Origin of the sequence: Streptomyces coelicoflavus, from assembly GCF_003112555.1 — a bacterium.
Classification (GTDB): Bacteria; Actinomycetota; Actinomycetes; order Streptomycetales; family Streptomycetaceae; genus Streptomyces; species Streptomyces coelicoflavus.
Window position 1 is genome coordinate 275,824 of record NZ_BEWB01000005.1, and the last position, 14,816, is coordinate 290,639.

At 73.0% G+C, this 14,816-nt stretch carries 17 protein-coding genes; 9 read left to right on the forward strand and 8 right to left on the reverse strand.

The genetic code is table 11. The features are described from left to right. Window positions 1–115: 115 nt before the first annotated feature. The 4 genes from Sco07f_RS13065 to Sco07f_RS13080 all read right to left on the reverse strand — a co-directional run bounded on the left by Sco07f_RS13065 (window position 116) and on the right by Sco07f_RS13080 (window position 3,263). Complete coding sequence (locus Sco07f_RS13065) at window positions 116–805, reverse strand: HAD family hydrolase (RefSeq protein WP_007446923.1); 690 nt, start codon at window positions 803–805, stop codon at window positions 116–118. 10 nt (window positions 806–815) lie between these two features. Further along, window positions 816–1,505 (reverse strand): phosphatase PAP2 family protein, encoded by a 690-nt coding sequence (locus Sco07f_RS13070; RefSeq protein WP_108987930.1) that lies wholly within the window; start codon window positions 1,503–1,505, stop codon window positions 816–818. 52 nt (window positions 1,506–1,557) lie between these two features. Next, entirely contained in the window at window positions 1,558–2,493 is a 936-nt protein-coding gene (locus Sco07f_RS13075) for a M56 family metallopeptidase (protein ID WP_108987931.1), read from the reverse strand. Between the two features lie 167 nt (window positions 2,494–2,660). Then, window positions 2,661–3,263, reverse strand: a complete 603-nt coding sequence (locus Sco07f_RS13080) for a DUF5134 domain-containing protein (RefSeq protein ID WP_108987932.1) — start codon at window positions 3,261–3,263, stop codon at window positions 2,661–2,663. A 199-nt stretch (window positions 3,264–3,462) separates the two neighbouring features. Here Sco07f_RS13080 and Sco07f_RS13085 point away from each other — a divergent pair, with 199 nt between their 5' ends. Together Sco07f_RS13085 and Sco07f_RS13090 are read left to right on the forward strand one after the other, a co-directional pair. Continuing rightward, window positions 3,463–5,151 carry an FUSC family protein gene (locus Sco07f_RS13085; protein WP_108987933.1) on the forward strand — a complete coding sequence of 563 codons (1,689 nt, stop codon included), beginning with the start codon at window positions 3,463–3,465 and terminating at the stop codon, window positions 5,149–5,151. Next, window positions 5,148–5,729, forward strand: a complete 582-nt coding sequence (locus tag Sco07f_RS13090; protein ID WP_087792181.1) for a MarR family winged helix-turn-helix transcriptional regulator — start codon at window positions 5,148–5,150, stop codon at window positions 5,727–5,729. Before Sco07f_RS13085 ends, Sco07f_RS13090 begins: the two co-directional genes overlap by 4 nt. Window positions 5,730–5,804: 75 nt before the next feature. Here the strand turns inward: Sco07f_RS13090 and Sco07f_RS13095 are convergent, their stop codons facing one another. Both Sco07f_RS13095 and Sco07f_RS13100 read right to left on the reverse strand, forming a co-directional pair. Continuing rightward, the gene (locus Sco07f_RS13095) at window positions 5,805–6,569 is read right to left on the reverse strand and encodes a VOC family protein (protein WP_087792182.1); all 765 of its coding nucleotides are present in this window, start codon (window positions 6,567–6,569) and stop codon (window positions 5,805–5,807) included. A gap of 121 nt (window positions 6,570–6,690) precedes the next feature. Next, window positions 6,691–7,083, reverse strand: a complete 393-nt coding sequence (locus tag Sco07f_RS13100) for a VOC family protein (RefSeq protein ID WP_007446914.1) — start codon at window positions 7,081–7,083, stop codon at window positions 6,691–6,693. Between the two features lie 85 nt (window positions 7,084–7,168). Here Sco07f_RS13100 and Sco07f_RS13105 point away from each other — a divergent pair, with 85 nt between their 5' ends. Continuing rightward, on the forward strand, window positions 7,169–7,708 hold the full coding sequence (locus tag Sco07f_RS13105; RefSeq protein WP_108987935.1) for a GNAT family N-acetyltransferase: 540 nt from the start codon (window positions 7,169–7,171) through the stop codon (window positions 7,706–7,708). A 25-nt stretch (window positions 7,709–7,733) separates the two neighbouring features. On the opposite strand, the gene Sco07f_RS13110 is transcribed toward Sco07f_RS13105, so the two are convergent. Further along, on the reverse strand, window positions 7,734–8,417 hold the full coding sequence (locus tag Sco07f_RS13110; RefSeq protein WP_042825687.1) for a glycerophosphodiester phosphodiesterase: 684 nt from the start codon (window positions 8,415–8,417) through the stop codon (window positions 7,734–7,736). A 227-nt stretch (window positions 8,418–8,644) separates the two neighbouring features. Here Sco07f_RS13110 and Sco07f_RS13115 point away from each other — a divergent pair, with 227 nt between their 5' ends. The 4 genes from Sco07f_RS13115 (at window position 8,645) to Sco07f_RS13130 (ending at window position 12,590) form a co-directional block, all read left to right on the forward strand. Next, a complete protein-coding gene (locus tag Sco07f_RS13115; RefSeq protein ID WP_108987936.1) occupies window positions 8,645–10,048 on the forward strand; it encodes a DUF6421 family protein in 1,404 nt (467 codons plus the stop codon). Between the two features lie 68 nt (window positions 10,049–10,116). After that, window positions 10,117–10,863, forward strand: coding sequence for an SDR family NAD(P)-dependent oxidoreductase (locus tag Sco07f_RS13120; protein WP_007446889.1), 747 nt, complete (start codon window positions 10,117–10,119; stop codon window positions 10,861–10,863). Next, window positions 10,860–11,930 (forward strand): threonine aldolase family protein, encoded by a 1,071-nt coding sequence (locus Sco07f_RS13125; RefSeq protein ID WP_108987937.1) that lies wholly within the window; start codon window positions 10,860–10,862, stop codon window positions 11,928–11,930. Before Sco07f_RS13120 ends, Sco07f_RS13125 begins: the two co-directional genes overlap by 4 nt. 87 nt (window positions 11,931–12,017) lie before the next feature. After that, on the forward strand, window positions 12,018–12,590 hold the full coding sequence (locus Sco07f_RS13130; protein WP_174855347.1) for a transglutaminase-like domain-containing protein: 573 nt from the start codon (window positions 12,018–12,020) through the stop codon (window positions 12,588–12,590). Window positions 12,591–12,599: 9 nt separating this feature from the next. Here Sco07f_RS13130 and Sco07f_RS13135 read toward each other — a convergent pair whose 3' ends face one another. Continuing rightward, entirely contained in the window at window positions 12,600–13,328 is a 729-nt protein-coding gene (locus tag Sco07f_RS13135) for a lysophospholipid acyltransferase family protein (RefSeq protein WP_007446911.1), read from the reverse strand. A 296-nt stretch (window positions 13,329–13,624) separates the two neighbouring features. On the opposite strand from Sco07f_RS13135, the gene Sco07f_RS13140 reads away from it, so the two are divergent. Then, entirely contained in the window at window positions 13,625–13,972 is a 348-nt protein-coding gene (locus tag Sco07f_RS13140; RefSeq protein ID WP_007446886.1) for a TlpA family protein disulfide reductase, read from the forward strand. A gap of 146 nt (window positions 13,973–14,118) precedes the next feature. Next, window positions 14,119–14,628: a flavin reductase family protein gene (locus tag Sco07f_RS13145; protein WP_087792187.1), complete on the forward strand. Its 510-nt coding sequence runs from the start codon at window positions 14,119–14,121 to the stop codon at window positions 14,626–14,628. Window positions 14,629–14,816 lie beyond the last annotated feature (188 nt).

Sequence of the window (14,816 nt, forward strand, 5' to 3'; positions counted from 1 at the left end):
CGTCTGCCTCGGGCGACACGGGGGATCGTCCGAGGCGGACGGCACCACCCACCGGTTGCCTCGGGCTACGGGGACGGCTGACCGTGAAGGTGCGCGCAGCTCGTGTCGGCGCCGGTCAGCGCACCAGGTCCAGCACCGGTCGCAGTCCGTCGGGGCGCTCGGCCACCGGCAGGTGCTCCACGAAGTGCACCCCGCACCCCAGCGCCTTCGCTCCGCCGTCCGCCCGCCGGTCGTCGCCGACCATCAGCGTCCGTCCGGGCTCCACGCCCAAGGCCGCGCAGGCGACGCCGAACAGCCGGGGATCGGGTTTGCGGATGCCGTGCTCGTACGACAGGACATAGGTGTCCACGAACCGGTCCAGACCGTGCTCGCGGAAGACCGGCCGCAGGTCCCAGCCGATGTTGCTCACGACCCCCACGGCGACGCCGCGCCCGCGCAACGCGGCCAGCACCTCGGCGGCGTCCGGGTAGGGACTCCACGCGCCGGGTGACATGTGCCGCTCGTACAGCGCGTCGTGGAGGCCGGCGTCCGGCAGTGACACCTGCCGGGACAGACCCGTGTACGCGGCCCGGTGCAGCGCGGAGCTCTCGTCGCGGGTCTCCCACGCCTCGGCGAGTTCCTCCGGTACGCGCGAGGGCGGTGCGCCGCCGGGCAGCGCCCCCGCTCGCTCGAGCGCACCGGCCGTCTCGGCCAACGCCGGTGCGGCAAGCTCGAGTCCGGCGTCGTCGAGGGCCGCGCGCAGCCAGGCCTCGGTGGATTCGATGCGGAACAGGGTCCCGGAGAAGTCGAACAGCACGGCGGTCATGGGCCGGATCCTAGGGGCGGACGCGGCTCGCGGGATGCCGGTGCCGGTGCACCAGTACCGCGAGCGCCACGACCAGGGCGCCCAGGAGCCAGCCGCCCAGGACGTCCGTGGCCCAGTGGACGCCGAGCCACACCCGGGTCACACCGACCCCGGCCACCGAGACCACCGCGAGGGCGAGGCCGGCCCGGCGCAGGCCGCGGCCCGCGCCGCAGTGGTGCAGCAGCCACACCAGCAGGCCGCACACGAACGTCGCGGTCATGGCGTGCCCGGAGGGGAAGGCCGCGTAGTGCGCGGAGTCCACGGGGTCGGGCCAGACCGGGCGGGGACGGTCCACCGCCGCCTTGAGGGCCTGTTGCAGCAGGCTGCCCAGCAGACAGGCCGTCCCCAGCCACACGGCCGTCCACCGGTCCGCGCGGCGCCACCACAGCCACAGCACCACCACCGCGCACAGCAGACGCATCGTCCAGGTGTCCCACACCCAGTCGGTGAGGATCCGCATGGCATGGGTGACGCCGCCTTCGTCGACGGCCCAGCGGTGGGTCGTGCCGGCGATGTCGTCGTCCAGCCGCAGCAACGGGCCCCACTCCACGGCCACCAGGGTGAGCACGAGCGCGGAGCACACGGCCAGCACCCAGGTGACGCGGAGGGCGGTGCGCGGCTGCGGCGGGGCGGGCGGGGAGTCGACCGGTGGCGTCTGCATGCTGCGATCCTCGCCGAACCGGCGGTTCCGGGGCCAGTTCCCCGGCGGCCGGCTATCCCAGAGCCCGAAGTCCCGGTGCGAAGGCGACCAGTACCGGCACCGCCGGTACCAGTGCGGCGGCGGCCGTCAGCCGCAGCCTCCGGCCCGCCGTCAGCCGGTTCGGCGGGGTGAGCAGGCGATGGACCCGCTGCGGGACGTGGGCCTGGGCGGTCGGACACGGACCGAAGACGCCGCGGTCCTCGTTGAGTTCGACCAGGGCCAGGGCCGTCGTCAGCCGGCCGAAGCGGCGGGAGGCCACGTCGTCGGCGGCGAGTTCGACCAGCCGGTGCATTTCGTCGCGGAACGCAGCGAAGACCGGGACCTGCGGGAAACCGTCCGCCAGCGCGGTGGAGCAGTTCAGCAGCCAGTCGTGCCGCGCCTGCGCGTGCCCCTTCTCGTGGGCGAGCACCGCGTCGAGCTGCCGGCCCTCGAGACGGCGCAGTGCCGCGGTGGTGACCACCAGCTGCGGGGGAGTGCCGGGCAGCCACCAGGCGTCCGGCCGCTCGCCCTCCAGGACGACGAGCCGGCCCGGGCCCGGCTCCTCGCCGGGGAGCAGCGGGGCGCGATGCCTCAGCTCCGCGCGGCGCACCCGGCGCCGCGAGCGGGCCCGCACGACCTCCCGGGTCAGCATCGCGACGCTCCACAGACCGCCGCAGGCCAGCGTGAGGGCGGTCGTGTCCGCCCAGAGGCCGGACGTGCCCAGCGCGTAGGCCTCGACCACCGGGCCGGGAGCGGTCGCGAAGACGGGCCCGCCCACCGCGTGCCAGGCCGCCGCCGCGCTGAACGTCATCGACAGCGCGCAGCACACGATCACCGCCGCCACCGCGCACTGCCAGACCCACAGCGCGACCACCGGTTCGCGATCGGGCCAGTCGGCCCGGGCGAGCAGCCTGGGGGCGAGCACGGCGGTGAGCGCGCCGAGCAGCAGCAGTGCCGCGGGGAGAATCATGGGAGCAGCCTATGAGCGCCGCGCCGTCGGCAGTACGGCCCGAGGCGCAAAGTGACGCAGGCAACGATTGCACACGGCGAACCCCGGGCAACCCGGGTCCCGGGCCCGCCCCGGCCGGGTCCCAGGGCGGCCGGGTCCTGGGCAACCCGGGTCTCGGCCGGCGGCCGTCACAGGGGAAGCAGCATGGCCAGCATCCCGATCGCCATGGAGAGGCGGCACGCCCGTGCCAGTTCCGGCCGGTCGCCCCACCCGGTCGCCGCCCGGCCGCCGGCCCCCGGACCACCGCCGGGCGCGGGTACGGGCGGCACCCCCGCGCCGCCCCCGGCCACTGCCACGACGGGTATCAGGCGTACGCCGGCCAGCAGGACGTATCCCGTGAAGTAGAGCAGCAGCGCACCGGTCAGTACCGGCGTGCCGGACGTGCCGTGGGCATGCGCGTGGGCCGGGGAGCCGGTCATCGCCACCGCCATGTAGACCATCGCCGCGGCGCCCACGAGGTGGTGCAGATGGTGGCGCCCGGACCGGACCGCCCACAACGCCCGCAGCCCCGCGGCGCCGAACACCACCGCGTAGCCGGGCCAGACCCAGGCCGGCGGGGTGAACACCGCCGCGGGCACGGCCATGGCCGCCATGCCGAACCCCATGAGCGCCTCACCGCCCGCGGCACTGCGCTGTTCCTCGACCACGCTGCGCATCCGCAGCAGGCAGTAGACGCCGGTCGCCGCGCACAGCGCGACCAGCAGCCATCCGGACGACGCCGGTCCGTGCACACGCACCTCCCCGTTCCGCGGGCCACGGTCGGTCAAGGACTGCCCGGCCCATGCGGCGCGCACGCGAGCGCAAGGGGGCACGCGGGGTCATTCGGGGGAGCGCGCGACCTCACCGCGGTGTTCGTCGCTGGTCGGTGGCGTGGGCGGCCACACGTCCAGCATTTGATTCACGAGTAAAACACTTGTTAATCTCGTAGACATGAGCAGTGCGACCCCCACCCCCGGCCCCTCACCGGTCCGCCGTCTGTCCCTGGCCGGCGTGCTGCGGCTGCGACGTCCCTCGGAGATCTGGTTCAAGCCCGCCCTGAGCTCGGTCGCCGCCGTCGCCCCTCCCAACCTGCTCCTGCTGGCGTTCGGCCGGCTCGACCTGGCGATGTACACGATGGCCGGGTCCCTGTGCGCGCTCTACGCCCACAACCGCCCCTACGCCGCCCGTGCCCGCACCCTGGCGTGGGTGGTACTCGGCATGCTCGGCGGCGTCGCCGTCGCCCTGGTCACCGCCTCGCTCACCCGCGACGCCGTCGTCCTCGTCACCGTCGGCGCGCTGCTGGCCGCCGTGCAGAAGGCCCTGTGCGACGCCGGACGCGTCGGCCCGCCGGGCAACGTGATCCTGACCTTCATCAGCTCCGCCGCCCTCTTCGCCCCGCAGACCCTCGCCCAGATCCCCGGGCACCTGGCGCTGGCCGCCGCCGCGGGCGTCTGGGCCTGGCTCGTCGGCATGGCACCCGCCCTGGTCCGCCCGCACGGACCGGAGCGCCGGGCCACCGCCCAGGCCCTGAACGCCGCCGCCGCGTACGCCGCCACCCGCGGCACCGGCGACGGCCACGCCTCCGCCCGCGCCGCCGGGTACGCCGCCGTACAGGCCGCCTGGCAGACGCTGCTGGCCCTGCCGTCCACGGGCGCCCGCGCCACCACCCGGCACGCCCTGGAACGCCTCGTCGTCCGCGCCGAGGTCGCGCTGGCCGCACCCGCCGACACCGACCCCGAGCGGCTGCGCGCCTGGGCCCACGCCCTGCGCGGCGGCGGCCGGATCCCCCGCATCGGCGACGCCCCGGCCGACGGCGACGAACTCCTCGGCGTGGACGCCGAACTCGCCGCCCGCCCCGCGCCCCTGTGGCGGCGGCTCGGCCCGCTGGCCCCGATCGCCGTGCGTACCGGCCTCGGCTGCGCGCTGGCCGGCTACGCGTCCCTCGCCCTGGGCATCGGCCGCCCCTACTGGGCCCTGGTCACCGCCGCCGCGCTCTACCAGGCCAACCTCACCCTGACCTGGAGCCGGGCCGTGCAGCGCGTGGTCGGCAACCTCGCCGGCGTGCTGCTCTTCGCCGCCATAGCCCCGCTCGCCCACCTGGCGCAGGTGCTGCTCGTCCTGTGCTGCCTCGCCCTCAACTTCGGCGCCGAGGCACTCATCACCCGCAACTACTGGCTCGGCAGCGTCTGCGTGACCCCGATGGCCCTGCTCGTCACCGAGTTCGCCGGCTACCAGGCCCCCGGCGACCTGATGACCGAGCGGGCCGTGGACACCCTCGTCGGGGCCCTGGTCGGCTTCCTCGCCGCCGTCGTCGTCACCAACCGGCGGGCCGGGAACCGCGTCGAACAGGCGGTGACCGCGGCCGACCGGGCCCGGGAGCGTGCCGCGCGCCTCCTCGCGGAGCCCGAGCCGGCCCCCGGCGCCCTGGAAGCCGCGCGCCGGTCGCTGGCCGCCGCGCTGACCGAGCTGCGGGCCACCGCCGACGCGGCGGCCGGTGAATGGTGGGGACGCGCGCTGCCCCAGGAGAGGGTCGTGCTGGCCGAGCAGTCCGGACACCGTACGCTCGCCGAGGCGGTGCGACGCCAGGCAGCGCGTCCGGACCGGGACACGGGCACGAGAACGGAGGACGTACGGCCATGACCGCAACCGACGGGGGAGCCCACGACGGGGGAGCCGGTGACGGGCGAGCCGGTGACGGCGGGGCGGCAGGACCGGGTGGGGACACCGTGGCCGCCGTCGTGCGCCAGTGGCGTGCCGTCCGCCCGGACCTCGACACCGGGCCGATGGAGATCATCGGCCGCATCAACCGCTGCGCCGCCCTCCTCCAGCAGGCCGAGGACGCGCCGCTGCGCCGGGCGGGCCTCAGCCGAGCCGAGTTCGATCTGCTCGGAGCGCTGCGCCGCACCGGGCACGAGCTGACACCGGGCGAGCTGGCCAGGGAGACCTTCTCCTCCGGAGCCGCCGTCACCAAGCGCCTCAAGCAGCTCACCGAGCGCGGCCTCGTCGAGCGGCGCGGCGACACCCGGGACCGCCGGGTCGCCCACCTCCGCCTCACGGACACCGGACGCGACCTCGTCGACGGCATCCTGCCGGAACAGCTCGCCTACGAGTCCGCCGTCCTGTCCGGTGTCGACGGGGTGCGGCAGGGCGAGCTGGCGGCGCTCCTCGGCGGACTCCTCGGCCAGCTGGAGGGCCGCCTGGACGCGCTGCGGGCCTGACCGCCCGCCGCCTGTCGCCCGTCGCCCGACGCCCGTCGACCGACGCCCGGTGGCGGCCTCCCCACGCCGTCCCGGTCAGCGTTCGTCGCCCGCCCGGTACACGCCGAACATCGCGCCCTGCGGGTCCCGGAGTACCGCGATGCGCGGTCCGTCGGGCACCGAGGTCGGTTCCATGAGCACGCTGCCGCCGCCGTCGGTCGTGTCGACCGCGACGGTGTTCACGTCCGCCACCGCGAAGTACGGCAGCCAGTGCGCCGGCACCTCGTGCGGGAACTTGTCGTCCATCGTCACCATGCCGCCGAAGTCCGCCCCGTCGATGCCCCACTGCGGATAGCTCTGCGAAGGCGTGATGCTCCAGCCGAACACCGTCTCGTAGAAGTCGGCTGCCCGGTCGGGTTCCCGGGTCAGCAGCTCCACCCAGCCCAGTGAGCCGGGCGCGTTGAACAGCCCGGCCCCGGGGAACGAGCGGCCCTGCCACAGCTGGAAGACCGCCCCGGCCGGATCGGCGGCGACCACGAAGCGGCCCGAGTCGAAGACGTCCGTCGGTCCCTGGAGGGCCGCACCGCCGGCCGCCGTCACCTGCCGTACGGCCGCGTCCGCGTCGCGCACGGCGAAGGACACGTTCCACGCGACCGGCTGTCCCGGCTGGTACAGCGGCGTCAGGGCGGCGACCGCCGCGTCGCCGATCCGGGCGATCGTGTAGCCCCCCGCCTGCTGCCGGGGGTCCGTCCGCGGGTACCAGCCGAACAGCCTGGTGTAGAACCGCTTGGCCGCTTCCAGGTCGGTGGTCCCCAGCTCCGCCCAGCAGGGCCCGCCGGGCACCGGTTCATGGAGCTTCATCGTGGTGGCGTCCTTCCGCGGTGGCCGGGAACCGTCCGTCCCCCTCCAGCACGCTAAGGCCGGGCCGGGACCGCGGCCATCCGGCACCCACGCACACCGGTCGCGGTACGTCCCGCGCGGCTCAGATGCCCGGCCGGTAGCGCAGCGGATGCTCCGCGGGCACCTCCACCAGCACGATCCGGGTGCCGTCCGGGTCCGCGATCCACATCTCCACCAGGCCCCACGGCTCCTCGACCGGCGGCCGCACGATCTCGACCCCCTTGGCGCGCAGTTCCTCGTGCGCCGCCGCGGCGTCCTCGACCTGGAGCCACAGGGCGAGACCAGGGGTGACGGGTGTCCCGGAACGTCCGGAGACCTCCAGGAAGCCGCCGCCGAGGAAGTAGACGGTGCCCCGCTCCGGGCCCGTGCCGAACTCCCGGTGGACGGCGAGACCGAGCTGCTCGCCGTAGAAGGCGCGGGAACGGTCGGGGTCGGTGGGGCGGAGCAGGGTCCGGCTGCCGAGTACGTGCACCATGCGTCCCGAGCGTAGTGGCGGCCGCCGGCGGCGTTACGCTCATCGGTGCCCGCGCCGCGCCCGAGAACGAACCGGAGACGCCCCCATGGACACCGCCGACAGCCCACTGACCTACCGCGACGCCACCGACGCCGACGTGGACGCGCTCGTCGCGCTCATAGAGTCCGCGTACCGGGGAGACTCCAGCCGGGCCGGGTGGACCACGGAGGCGGACATCCTCCAGGGACAGCGCACCGACCCGCAGGGCGTGCTGGAGGTCGTCAAGGCGCCGGACAGCCGCCTGCTGACGGTGGAGCGGGACGGCCGGATCATCGCCTGCTGCCAGCTCGAGCACCGCGGGGCGCACGCCTACTTCGGGATGTTCGCCGTCAGCCCGGCGCTCCAGGGCGAGGGGCTGGGCAAGACGATCATCGCGGAGGCCGAGCGGCAGGCCCGCGAGACGTGGGGTGCCACGGAGATGCACATGACCGTGATCTCCGTGCGGGAGGACCTCATCGCCTGGTACGAGCGCCGCGGGTACCGCCGTACGGGAGAGACCACCCCCTTCCCGTACGGCGACGAGCGCTTCGGCATCCCGCAGCGCGACGACCTCCGGTTCGAGCTGCTGGTCAAGCCGCTGGCGTGACGCGGGAACGGCCCGCTCCGGCCGCTCAGGCCGTGAAGCGGCCGGTGCGTTTGATCTCCGGATAGTCGGTCGTCGCACCGTCCAGGCCCAGGGCGCGTACCAGACGCAAGTGGTCCTGGGTGTTCACAGTCCAGGAGAAGACCCGCAGGCCCGCCTTGCGGGCCTTCTTCACGATCTCCAGCGTGATCCTGTTGATGTCGAGGCACAGGGTCCGGGCGCCCGCCTCCACGGCGCGGTCCACGACCTCGGGGCCGTAGTACTGCGCGACCAGGGCGGTCCGCACCCCCGGCACGAGCCGGGCGATCTCGACGATGGCCTCGTCATGGAACGAGATCACCTCCACCCGGTCCACCAGGTCCCGGCGGAGCATCACCTCGGCGAGGACGCGCGCGGCGGCCGCGTCCTTGATCTCGGCCTGCAACGGCACCGAGACGGCGTCCAGCACCTCCTCGAAGACCGGGATCCGCTCCCCGCGCCCGGCGTCCAGGGCACGCAGCTCCTCGATGGTCTTGTCGGCGATCGCGCCGGTGCCGTCGGTGGTGCGGTCCACGTCGGCGTCGTGCATGACGACGAGCGCGCCGTCCTTGCTCAGATGCAGGTCCAGTTCGACGACGTCGAGGCCGGCCTGCTCGGCGGCGACGAAGGAGCGCAGGGTGTTCTCGGGTTCGACACCCATCGCTCCGCGGTGACCGATGGTGAGGAAGTTCAAGGCTCGACTCGCTTCCGTCGACGTCGGCGTGGGCAGGGCGGCAGCCTAGCGGCCCTGCCGGACCGTTTCCCCCGTGCCGCGCCGGGTATACGAACCCGGCGCTCGACAGGAAAAAATGCGGCGAAGTCCGGGGTCAGGCAGGATAATTTACGGAGCCTCCCCTTGATTGGAGAAACGTCGTATGTCTACGGTGTCGTCACGCTAGCTTCTCCCGTGGAGGATGGGACATGACGGAAATTCTTGTGCAGGTGGGTGTGGAGGGCGACGTTCCTCCGGCGGACAGGGTGGTTGAGCACCCGGCGTGGCCCGTGCTCAAGGATGCCGTGGAGCGGATCCGGCCATGGCAGTCCCAGGACGGGTCGATCGACTTCGACGCCGAGGGCGCCCCGGAGCGGGCCGCCGCCGAGGACGCCGTACGCGGTGTCACCGAGGCCGTGCGCGAGCTGTCCCCGCTGCTGCCGCACGACCGCGCCTACCACGAGGCCCTGGTGACCGACCTCGCCCGCTGGGCGGACGGCGGCTTCGAGGTGCCCGACTTCCTCGACTCGCTGCTGGCCTTCCAGCCCGCCGCGAACCGCGCGGACGGCCTCCAGCACCTGGTCGTCTTCCCGATGTACACGCAGAACGGCAACCCGGACCGCAACCTCGAAGCGGTCGTGCTGCGCATGGTCTGGCCCGACTGGCTGGCCGAACTGGAGCGCACCCGCTACGACAACCCGCTGTTCTGCGGCATCACCTTCGAGGACTTCACGGCCGGCTACGACACCAACTCGGCCGTCCTCTTCCCGGAGACCATCGCCGTGCGGGAGGCCCCCGAGCGCTTCTCCTGGGGCGGCATCTTCTGCGACCGCGAGGCCGCCCGCTTCCGCCGCGTGACCGAGGCCGCCGTGGACCTGCTGGGTCTGGAGCTGCCCGAGGACGTCGCCGCCATGGTCCACGACCAGAAGCGCTGCGAAGAGGCGTTCGTGCTGTGGGACATGGTCCACGACCGGACCCACAGCCACGGCGACCTGCCCTTCGACCCGTTCATGATCAAGCAGCGCCAGCCGTTCTGGATGTACGGCCTGGAGGAGCTGCGCTGCGACCTCACCGCGTTCAGGGAGGCCGTGAAGCTGGAGGCGGACGGCGTCCCGCAGGCCCGTGACGTGCAGTACGCGGTGCTCTTCGACCGCATGTTCCGCTTCCCCGTCACCGGCGAGCGCGTGCGCAACTACGACGGCCTCGGCGGCCAGCTCCTCTTCGCCTACCTGCACAAGCACGACGTCGTCCGCTGGACGGACAACAAGCTCTTCATCGACTGGCAGCGCGCCCCGCAGGTCACCAACGAGCTGTGCGCCGAGATCGAGAAGCTCTACCGCGACGGCATCGACCGCCCGAAGATCGTCCACTGGTTCGCCGGCTACGAGCTGGTCTCCACCTACCTCGCCCCGCACCCGGGCTCGAAGTGGGCCAAGGGCCCCGACGCCCTGGACCTGACCCTGCCGCCGCGCAAACTCGTCGACGACGTGCTTCCGGACGAGTTTCCGCTGAGCATGTTCTACGAGGCCCTGTCCAAGAAGCTCAAGAAGGTGATCGCCTCCACCCGGGGCATCACCGCGGCCACGGACGGCTCCGAGCGGGCCGCCGCGTGAGCGACGGCGGCGGCACGCGGGAAGATGTACGGCAGACACAGGCTCAGCAGGCTCGGGAGGCGAGGACCATGGGGAACGGGGCGCTCGACGGCGCGGTGATCGCGGTGGCAGGAGCGGGCGGACCCGCCGGACGGGCCGCGCTGCTGCGGCTCGCCGAGGCGGGTGCGACCGTCGTCGGCGCGGACAACGACCCGGAGCGGCTGGCCGAGGCGGTCGACGCGGCGCGCTACGCGCACGGCGGCGCCACCGTCACCGGCGAGACGGTCGACCTGCTCGACCTGGACTCCACCCGGGCCTGGGCCGACCGCACCGAGAAGGAGTTCGGCCACGTCGACGGCATGGTCCACCTCGTGGGCGGCTGGCGCGGCAGCAAGAGCTTCACCAAGACCGAACTCGGCGACTGGGACCTCCTGGAGAAGCTGCTCGTCCGCACCGTGCAGCACACCTCCCTCGCCTTCCACGAGGCGCTCCAGCGCAGCGACCGCGGCCGCTACGTCCTGATCAGCGCCGCCGGCGCGTCCAGCCCCACCGCGGGCAACGCCGCCTACTCGGCCGCCAAGGCCGCCGCCGAGGCGTGGACGCTGGCCATGGCGGACTACTTCCGCAAGGCGGGGGGCGAGCAGGGACCGACGTCGGCGGCTGCGATCCTGGTGGTCAAGGCGTTGGTGCACGACGCGATGCGCGCCGAGCGCCCCAACGCGAAGTTCGCGGGCTTCACGGACGTGCGCGACCTCGCCGAGGCGGTCGCCGGTGTCTGGGACAAGCCCGCCGCGGAAGTGAACGGAAACCGTCTGTGGCTGACCGAGAAGCCGTGAACCCCCCGAAGACCGACGCGCGTCGCCATCACGACCCCGAGGTCCGCGGTTTCGCCAGTGACAACTACGCCGGGGCCCACCCGGAGGTGCTGGCCGCCCTGGCGCTCGCCAACGGCGGTCACCAGGTCGCGTACGGCGAGGACGACTACACCGACAACCTCCAGCGCGTGGTCCGCAGCCACTTCGGCTCCGGCGCCGAGGCGTTCCCGGTCTTCAACGGCACCGGCGCCAACGTCGTCGCGCTCCAGGCGGTCACCGACCGCTGGGGCGCGGTGATCTGCGCCGACAGCGCGCACATCAACGTCGACGAGGGCGGGGCCCCCGAGCGCATGGGCGGCCTCAAGCTGCTCACCGTCCCCACCCCCGACGGCAAGCTCACGCCCGACCTGATCGACCGGCAGGCGTACGGCTGGAACGACGAGCACCGCGCCATGCCGCAGGTCGTGTCGATCACCCAGAGCACCGAACTGGGCACCCTCTACACGCCCGACGAGATCCGCGCCGTCTGCGAGCACGCCCACGCGCACGGCATGAAGGTGCACCTGGACGGCTCCCGGATAGCCAACGCCGCCGCCTCGCTGGACGTGCCCATGCGCACGTTCACCAACGCGGTCGGCGTCGACCTCCTCTCCCTGGGCGGCACCAAGAACGGCGCGCTGTTCGGCGAGGCGGTCGTGGTGCTGAACCAGGACGCGGTGCGCCACATGAAGCACCTGCGCAAGCTGTCCATGCAACTGGCGTCCAAGATGCGCTTCGTGTCCGTGCAGCTGGAGGCGCTGCTGGCCAAGGACCTGTGGCTGCGCAACGCCCGGCACTCCAACGAGATGGCCCAGCGCCTGGCCGAGGGCGTGCGCGCCGTGCACGGCGTGGAGATCCTCTACCCGGTGCAGGCCAACGCGGTCTTCGCGCGGCTGCCGCACGAGGTGAGCGAGCGCCTCCAGAAGCGGTTCCGCTTCTACTTCTGGGACGAGGCCGCCGGCGACGTGCGCTGGATGTGCGCCTTCGACACCACGGAGGACGACGTCGACGCGTTCGTGGCCGCCCTCAAGGAGGAGATGGCGCGCTGACGGGAGCATCTCCCGGAATTGCATAGGTATGCGGTCACCTGAAAAGTCATTGACTGACGGGTGATCGCTTTCCTATGCTCTGCGGGCATGGAGCCGATCCAGACAACCCCTGACCTGTCCGCCTATCTGGCAGCCGACGAGGCCATCGACCACGACCACCCGCGCGTACGGGAGACGGCCGGCCTGCTCGCCCAGGAGGCGGCAGATTCGTATGACTATGCGCGGCTGGCCTTCGACTTCGTGCGTGACACCATCCCGCACTCACAGGACTCCGGGGATCCGCGTGTCACCTGGCGGGCCTCCGACGTGCTGGAGCGGCGCACCGGCATCTGCTACGCCAAGACCCACGCGCTGGCCGCGCTGCTGCGGGCCGAGGACATCCCCACCGCGCTGTGCTACCAGCGGTTCGACGTGGTGCACGGACTGGTCGCCGTACGCCTGGACGGCGCCTGGCACCGGCAGGATCCGCGGGGGAACAAGCCCGGCGTGAACGCGCGGTTCTCCCTGGGGCGGGAGCGGCTGGCCTTCACGCCGGACCACGCGGCGGGGGAGGCGGACTACCCGGAGCTGTACGCGGCGCCGCATCCGAAGGTGCTGGAGGTGCTCAAGGCGGCCACCGACCGCCCGCACTTGTGGGAGACCCTCCCCACCGCGCTCTGAACGCCCGGCTCAGTGCGCCTGGGCCGTGCGCAGCTGCTCGGGCGTCGGGGCCGTGCCGCCGAGGTGGGCCGGCATCCACCAGGTGTCGTCGGCCCCCTTGGGACGCACCGGGTAGGCACGCTGCGCCGCCTCCAGCAGCTCCTGCACCCGCTCGCGCAGCCGCCGGGTGATCGCGCCCGCGTACTGCTCGCGGGAGGCCTCCATGGCCTCGCCGACCCGGATGGTGATCGGGGTGTGGCTGCGCTTGAAGTTGCGCGGGTGGCCCTTGGTCCACAGCCGCTGGGTGCCCCACAGCGCCATCGGGATCAGCGGGACGCCCGCCTCCTGCGCCAGGCGCGCGGCACCCGACTTGAAGCTCTTCAGCGTGAACGACTCGGAGATCGTCGCCTCCGGGAAGACCCCGACGATCTCGCCGGACTTCAGCGAGTCGAGGGCGTGCGCGTACGCCGCCTCGCCCTGCTTGCGGTCGACCGGGATGTGCTTCATGTTGCGCATCAGCGGGCCGGAAACCCGGTGCCGGAAGACCGACTCCTTCGCCATGAAGCGCACCAGCCGCTTCTGGGGCAGCGCCGCCAGGCCGTCGAAGATGAAGTCCAGGTAGCTGATGTGGTTGCTCACCAGTACGGCGCCGCCCGAGCGCGGGATGTTCTCCGAACCCTGGCAGTCGATCTTGAGGTCCCACACCTTGAACAGGGTGCGGGCGAGACCGATGGCCGGGCGGTAGGCGAGTTCTGCCATGGGCGGGTCGGACCCTTCCTTGTCAGCCTGGGAAGGGGGCTCCCAGTCGAAAGTTACGCAGCCGTAGGTTTTCGGCTTGTCGCCGATCGTGCCCCAAGAACGGCCGGTGTACCAGCCTTGGTGCCCGTGTGAGGGGAGATCCTCATCACTCACACGGCCGTTTGGTGGCCGAAACGCGACGGTCGGCGGGAATCCTGGCCGCCTCCGGGGCGCTGCACCTTCGGAGGACCGGATCGGCGGCGCGCGGGCACGCGCGCCCGGGACAGCCGCGGTGGCGGCGGGACGGGAGCGCACTGGTGGGCGAGCAGGACGACGGCAGGCGGTCCGGGACCGGCACCCCGCGACTGGACGCGGCCGCCCTCGGTGCCGAACTCGGGGACCGCGCCACGCTCGTACAGTTCTCCAGCGCCTTCTGCGCGCCCTGCCGGGCCACCCGGCGGGTACTGGGCGAGGTGGCCGGCATGGTCCCCGGCGTCGCCCACGTCGAGATCGACGCCGAGGCCCGCCTGGAACTGGTCCGCGCCCTCGGCGTGCTCAAGACCCCCACCGTGCTGGTCCTCGACGCCGGCGGCCGCGTCGTACGGCGTGCCGTCGGGCAGCCGCGCACGGCGGACGTGATCGCCGCGCTGGGTGCGGCGGTGTGACAAGCGCCACCCGAGCGGTGAGGTCTTCTCCACAGCTCCGAGATCCCGGGACGTAATTGACTGTGTGTGCCACCCATCGTCAGCCTGCCCCCGTGCCCCGCTCCGAGGTCCCGGGACCGCGGCGCAACACAGAAGGACCACCCCGTATGACGGTCACACCCGGCCTCGCCTCGCCGCGGCCCGCCACCGACGACCTGCTGCGGTCCGTCTTCCGGCGGCATGCGGCGGGCGTCGCCGTGATCACCGCGCGGGGTCCCGGCGGGCCGGTCGGTTTCACGGCCACGTCCCTCACCTCCGTCTCCGCCCGCCCGCCGCTGCTCTCCTTCGGCATCGGCACCGGCTCGTCGAGCTGGCCCGCGGTGTCGGAGGCGCAGTACGTCGGCGTTCACGTGCTCGGCGAGCACCAGCAGGAGCTGGCGGCCACCTTCGCCCGCAGCGGCGCCGACCGCTTCGCCGCGCCCACCGTCTGGCGGGAGGGGCCCGAGGGTGTGCCCGTGCTGGACGGCGTGCTGGCCTGGCTCGTGTGCCGGGTGGCCGGCCGGGTGCCCGCGGGGGACCATCGGATCGTGCTGGCGGAGGTCCTCCTCGGCGACCCCGCCGGAGCCGGTGAGCCGCTGCTGTACCACCAGGGGCGTTACCGGGGACTGCGCGACTGACCGGTCAGCGGGACGGCTTCTGCGGAGGCGTCGAGTTCCGGTTACGCTGCGTTGCGAAGGTCACAGTTCAAAGCGCTTGCTTAGCGGGAAAGAACTGGGTGTACTGACGAGTAATATTCCGGGCGGAGCGCAGGTCGCCCCGACCGGGATCGGCCGCTTGGGGCGCCTATGCTGCCTGCAAGAGGCAG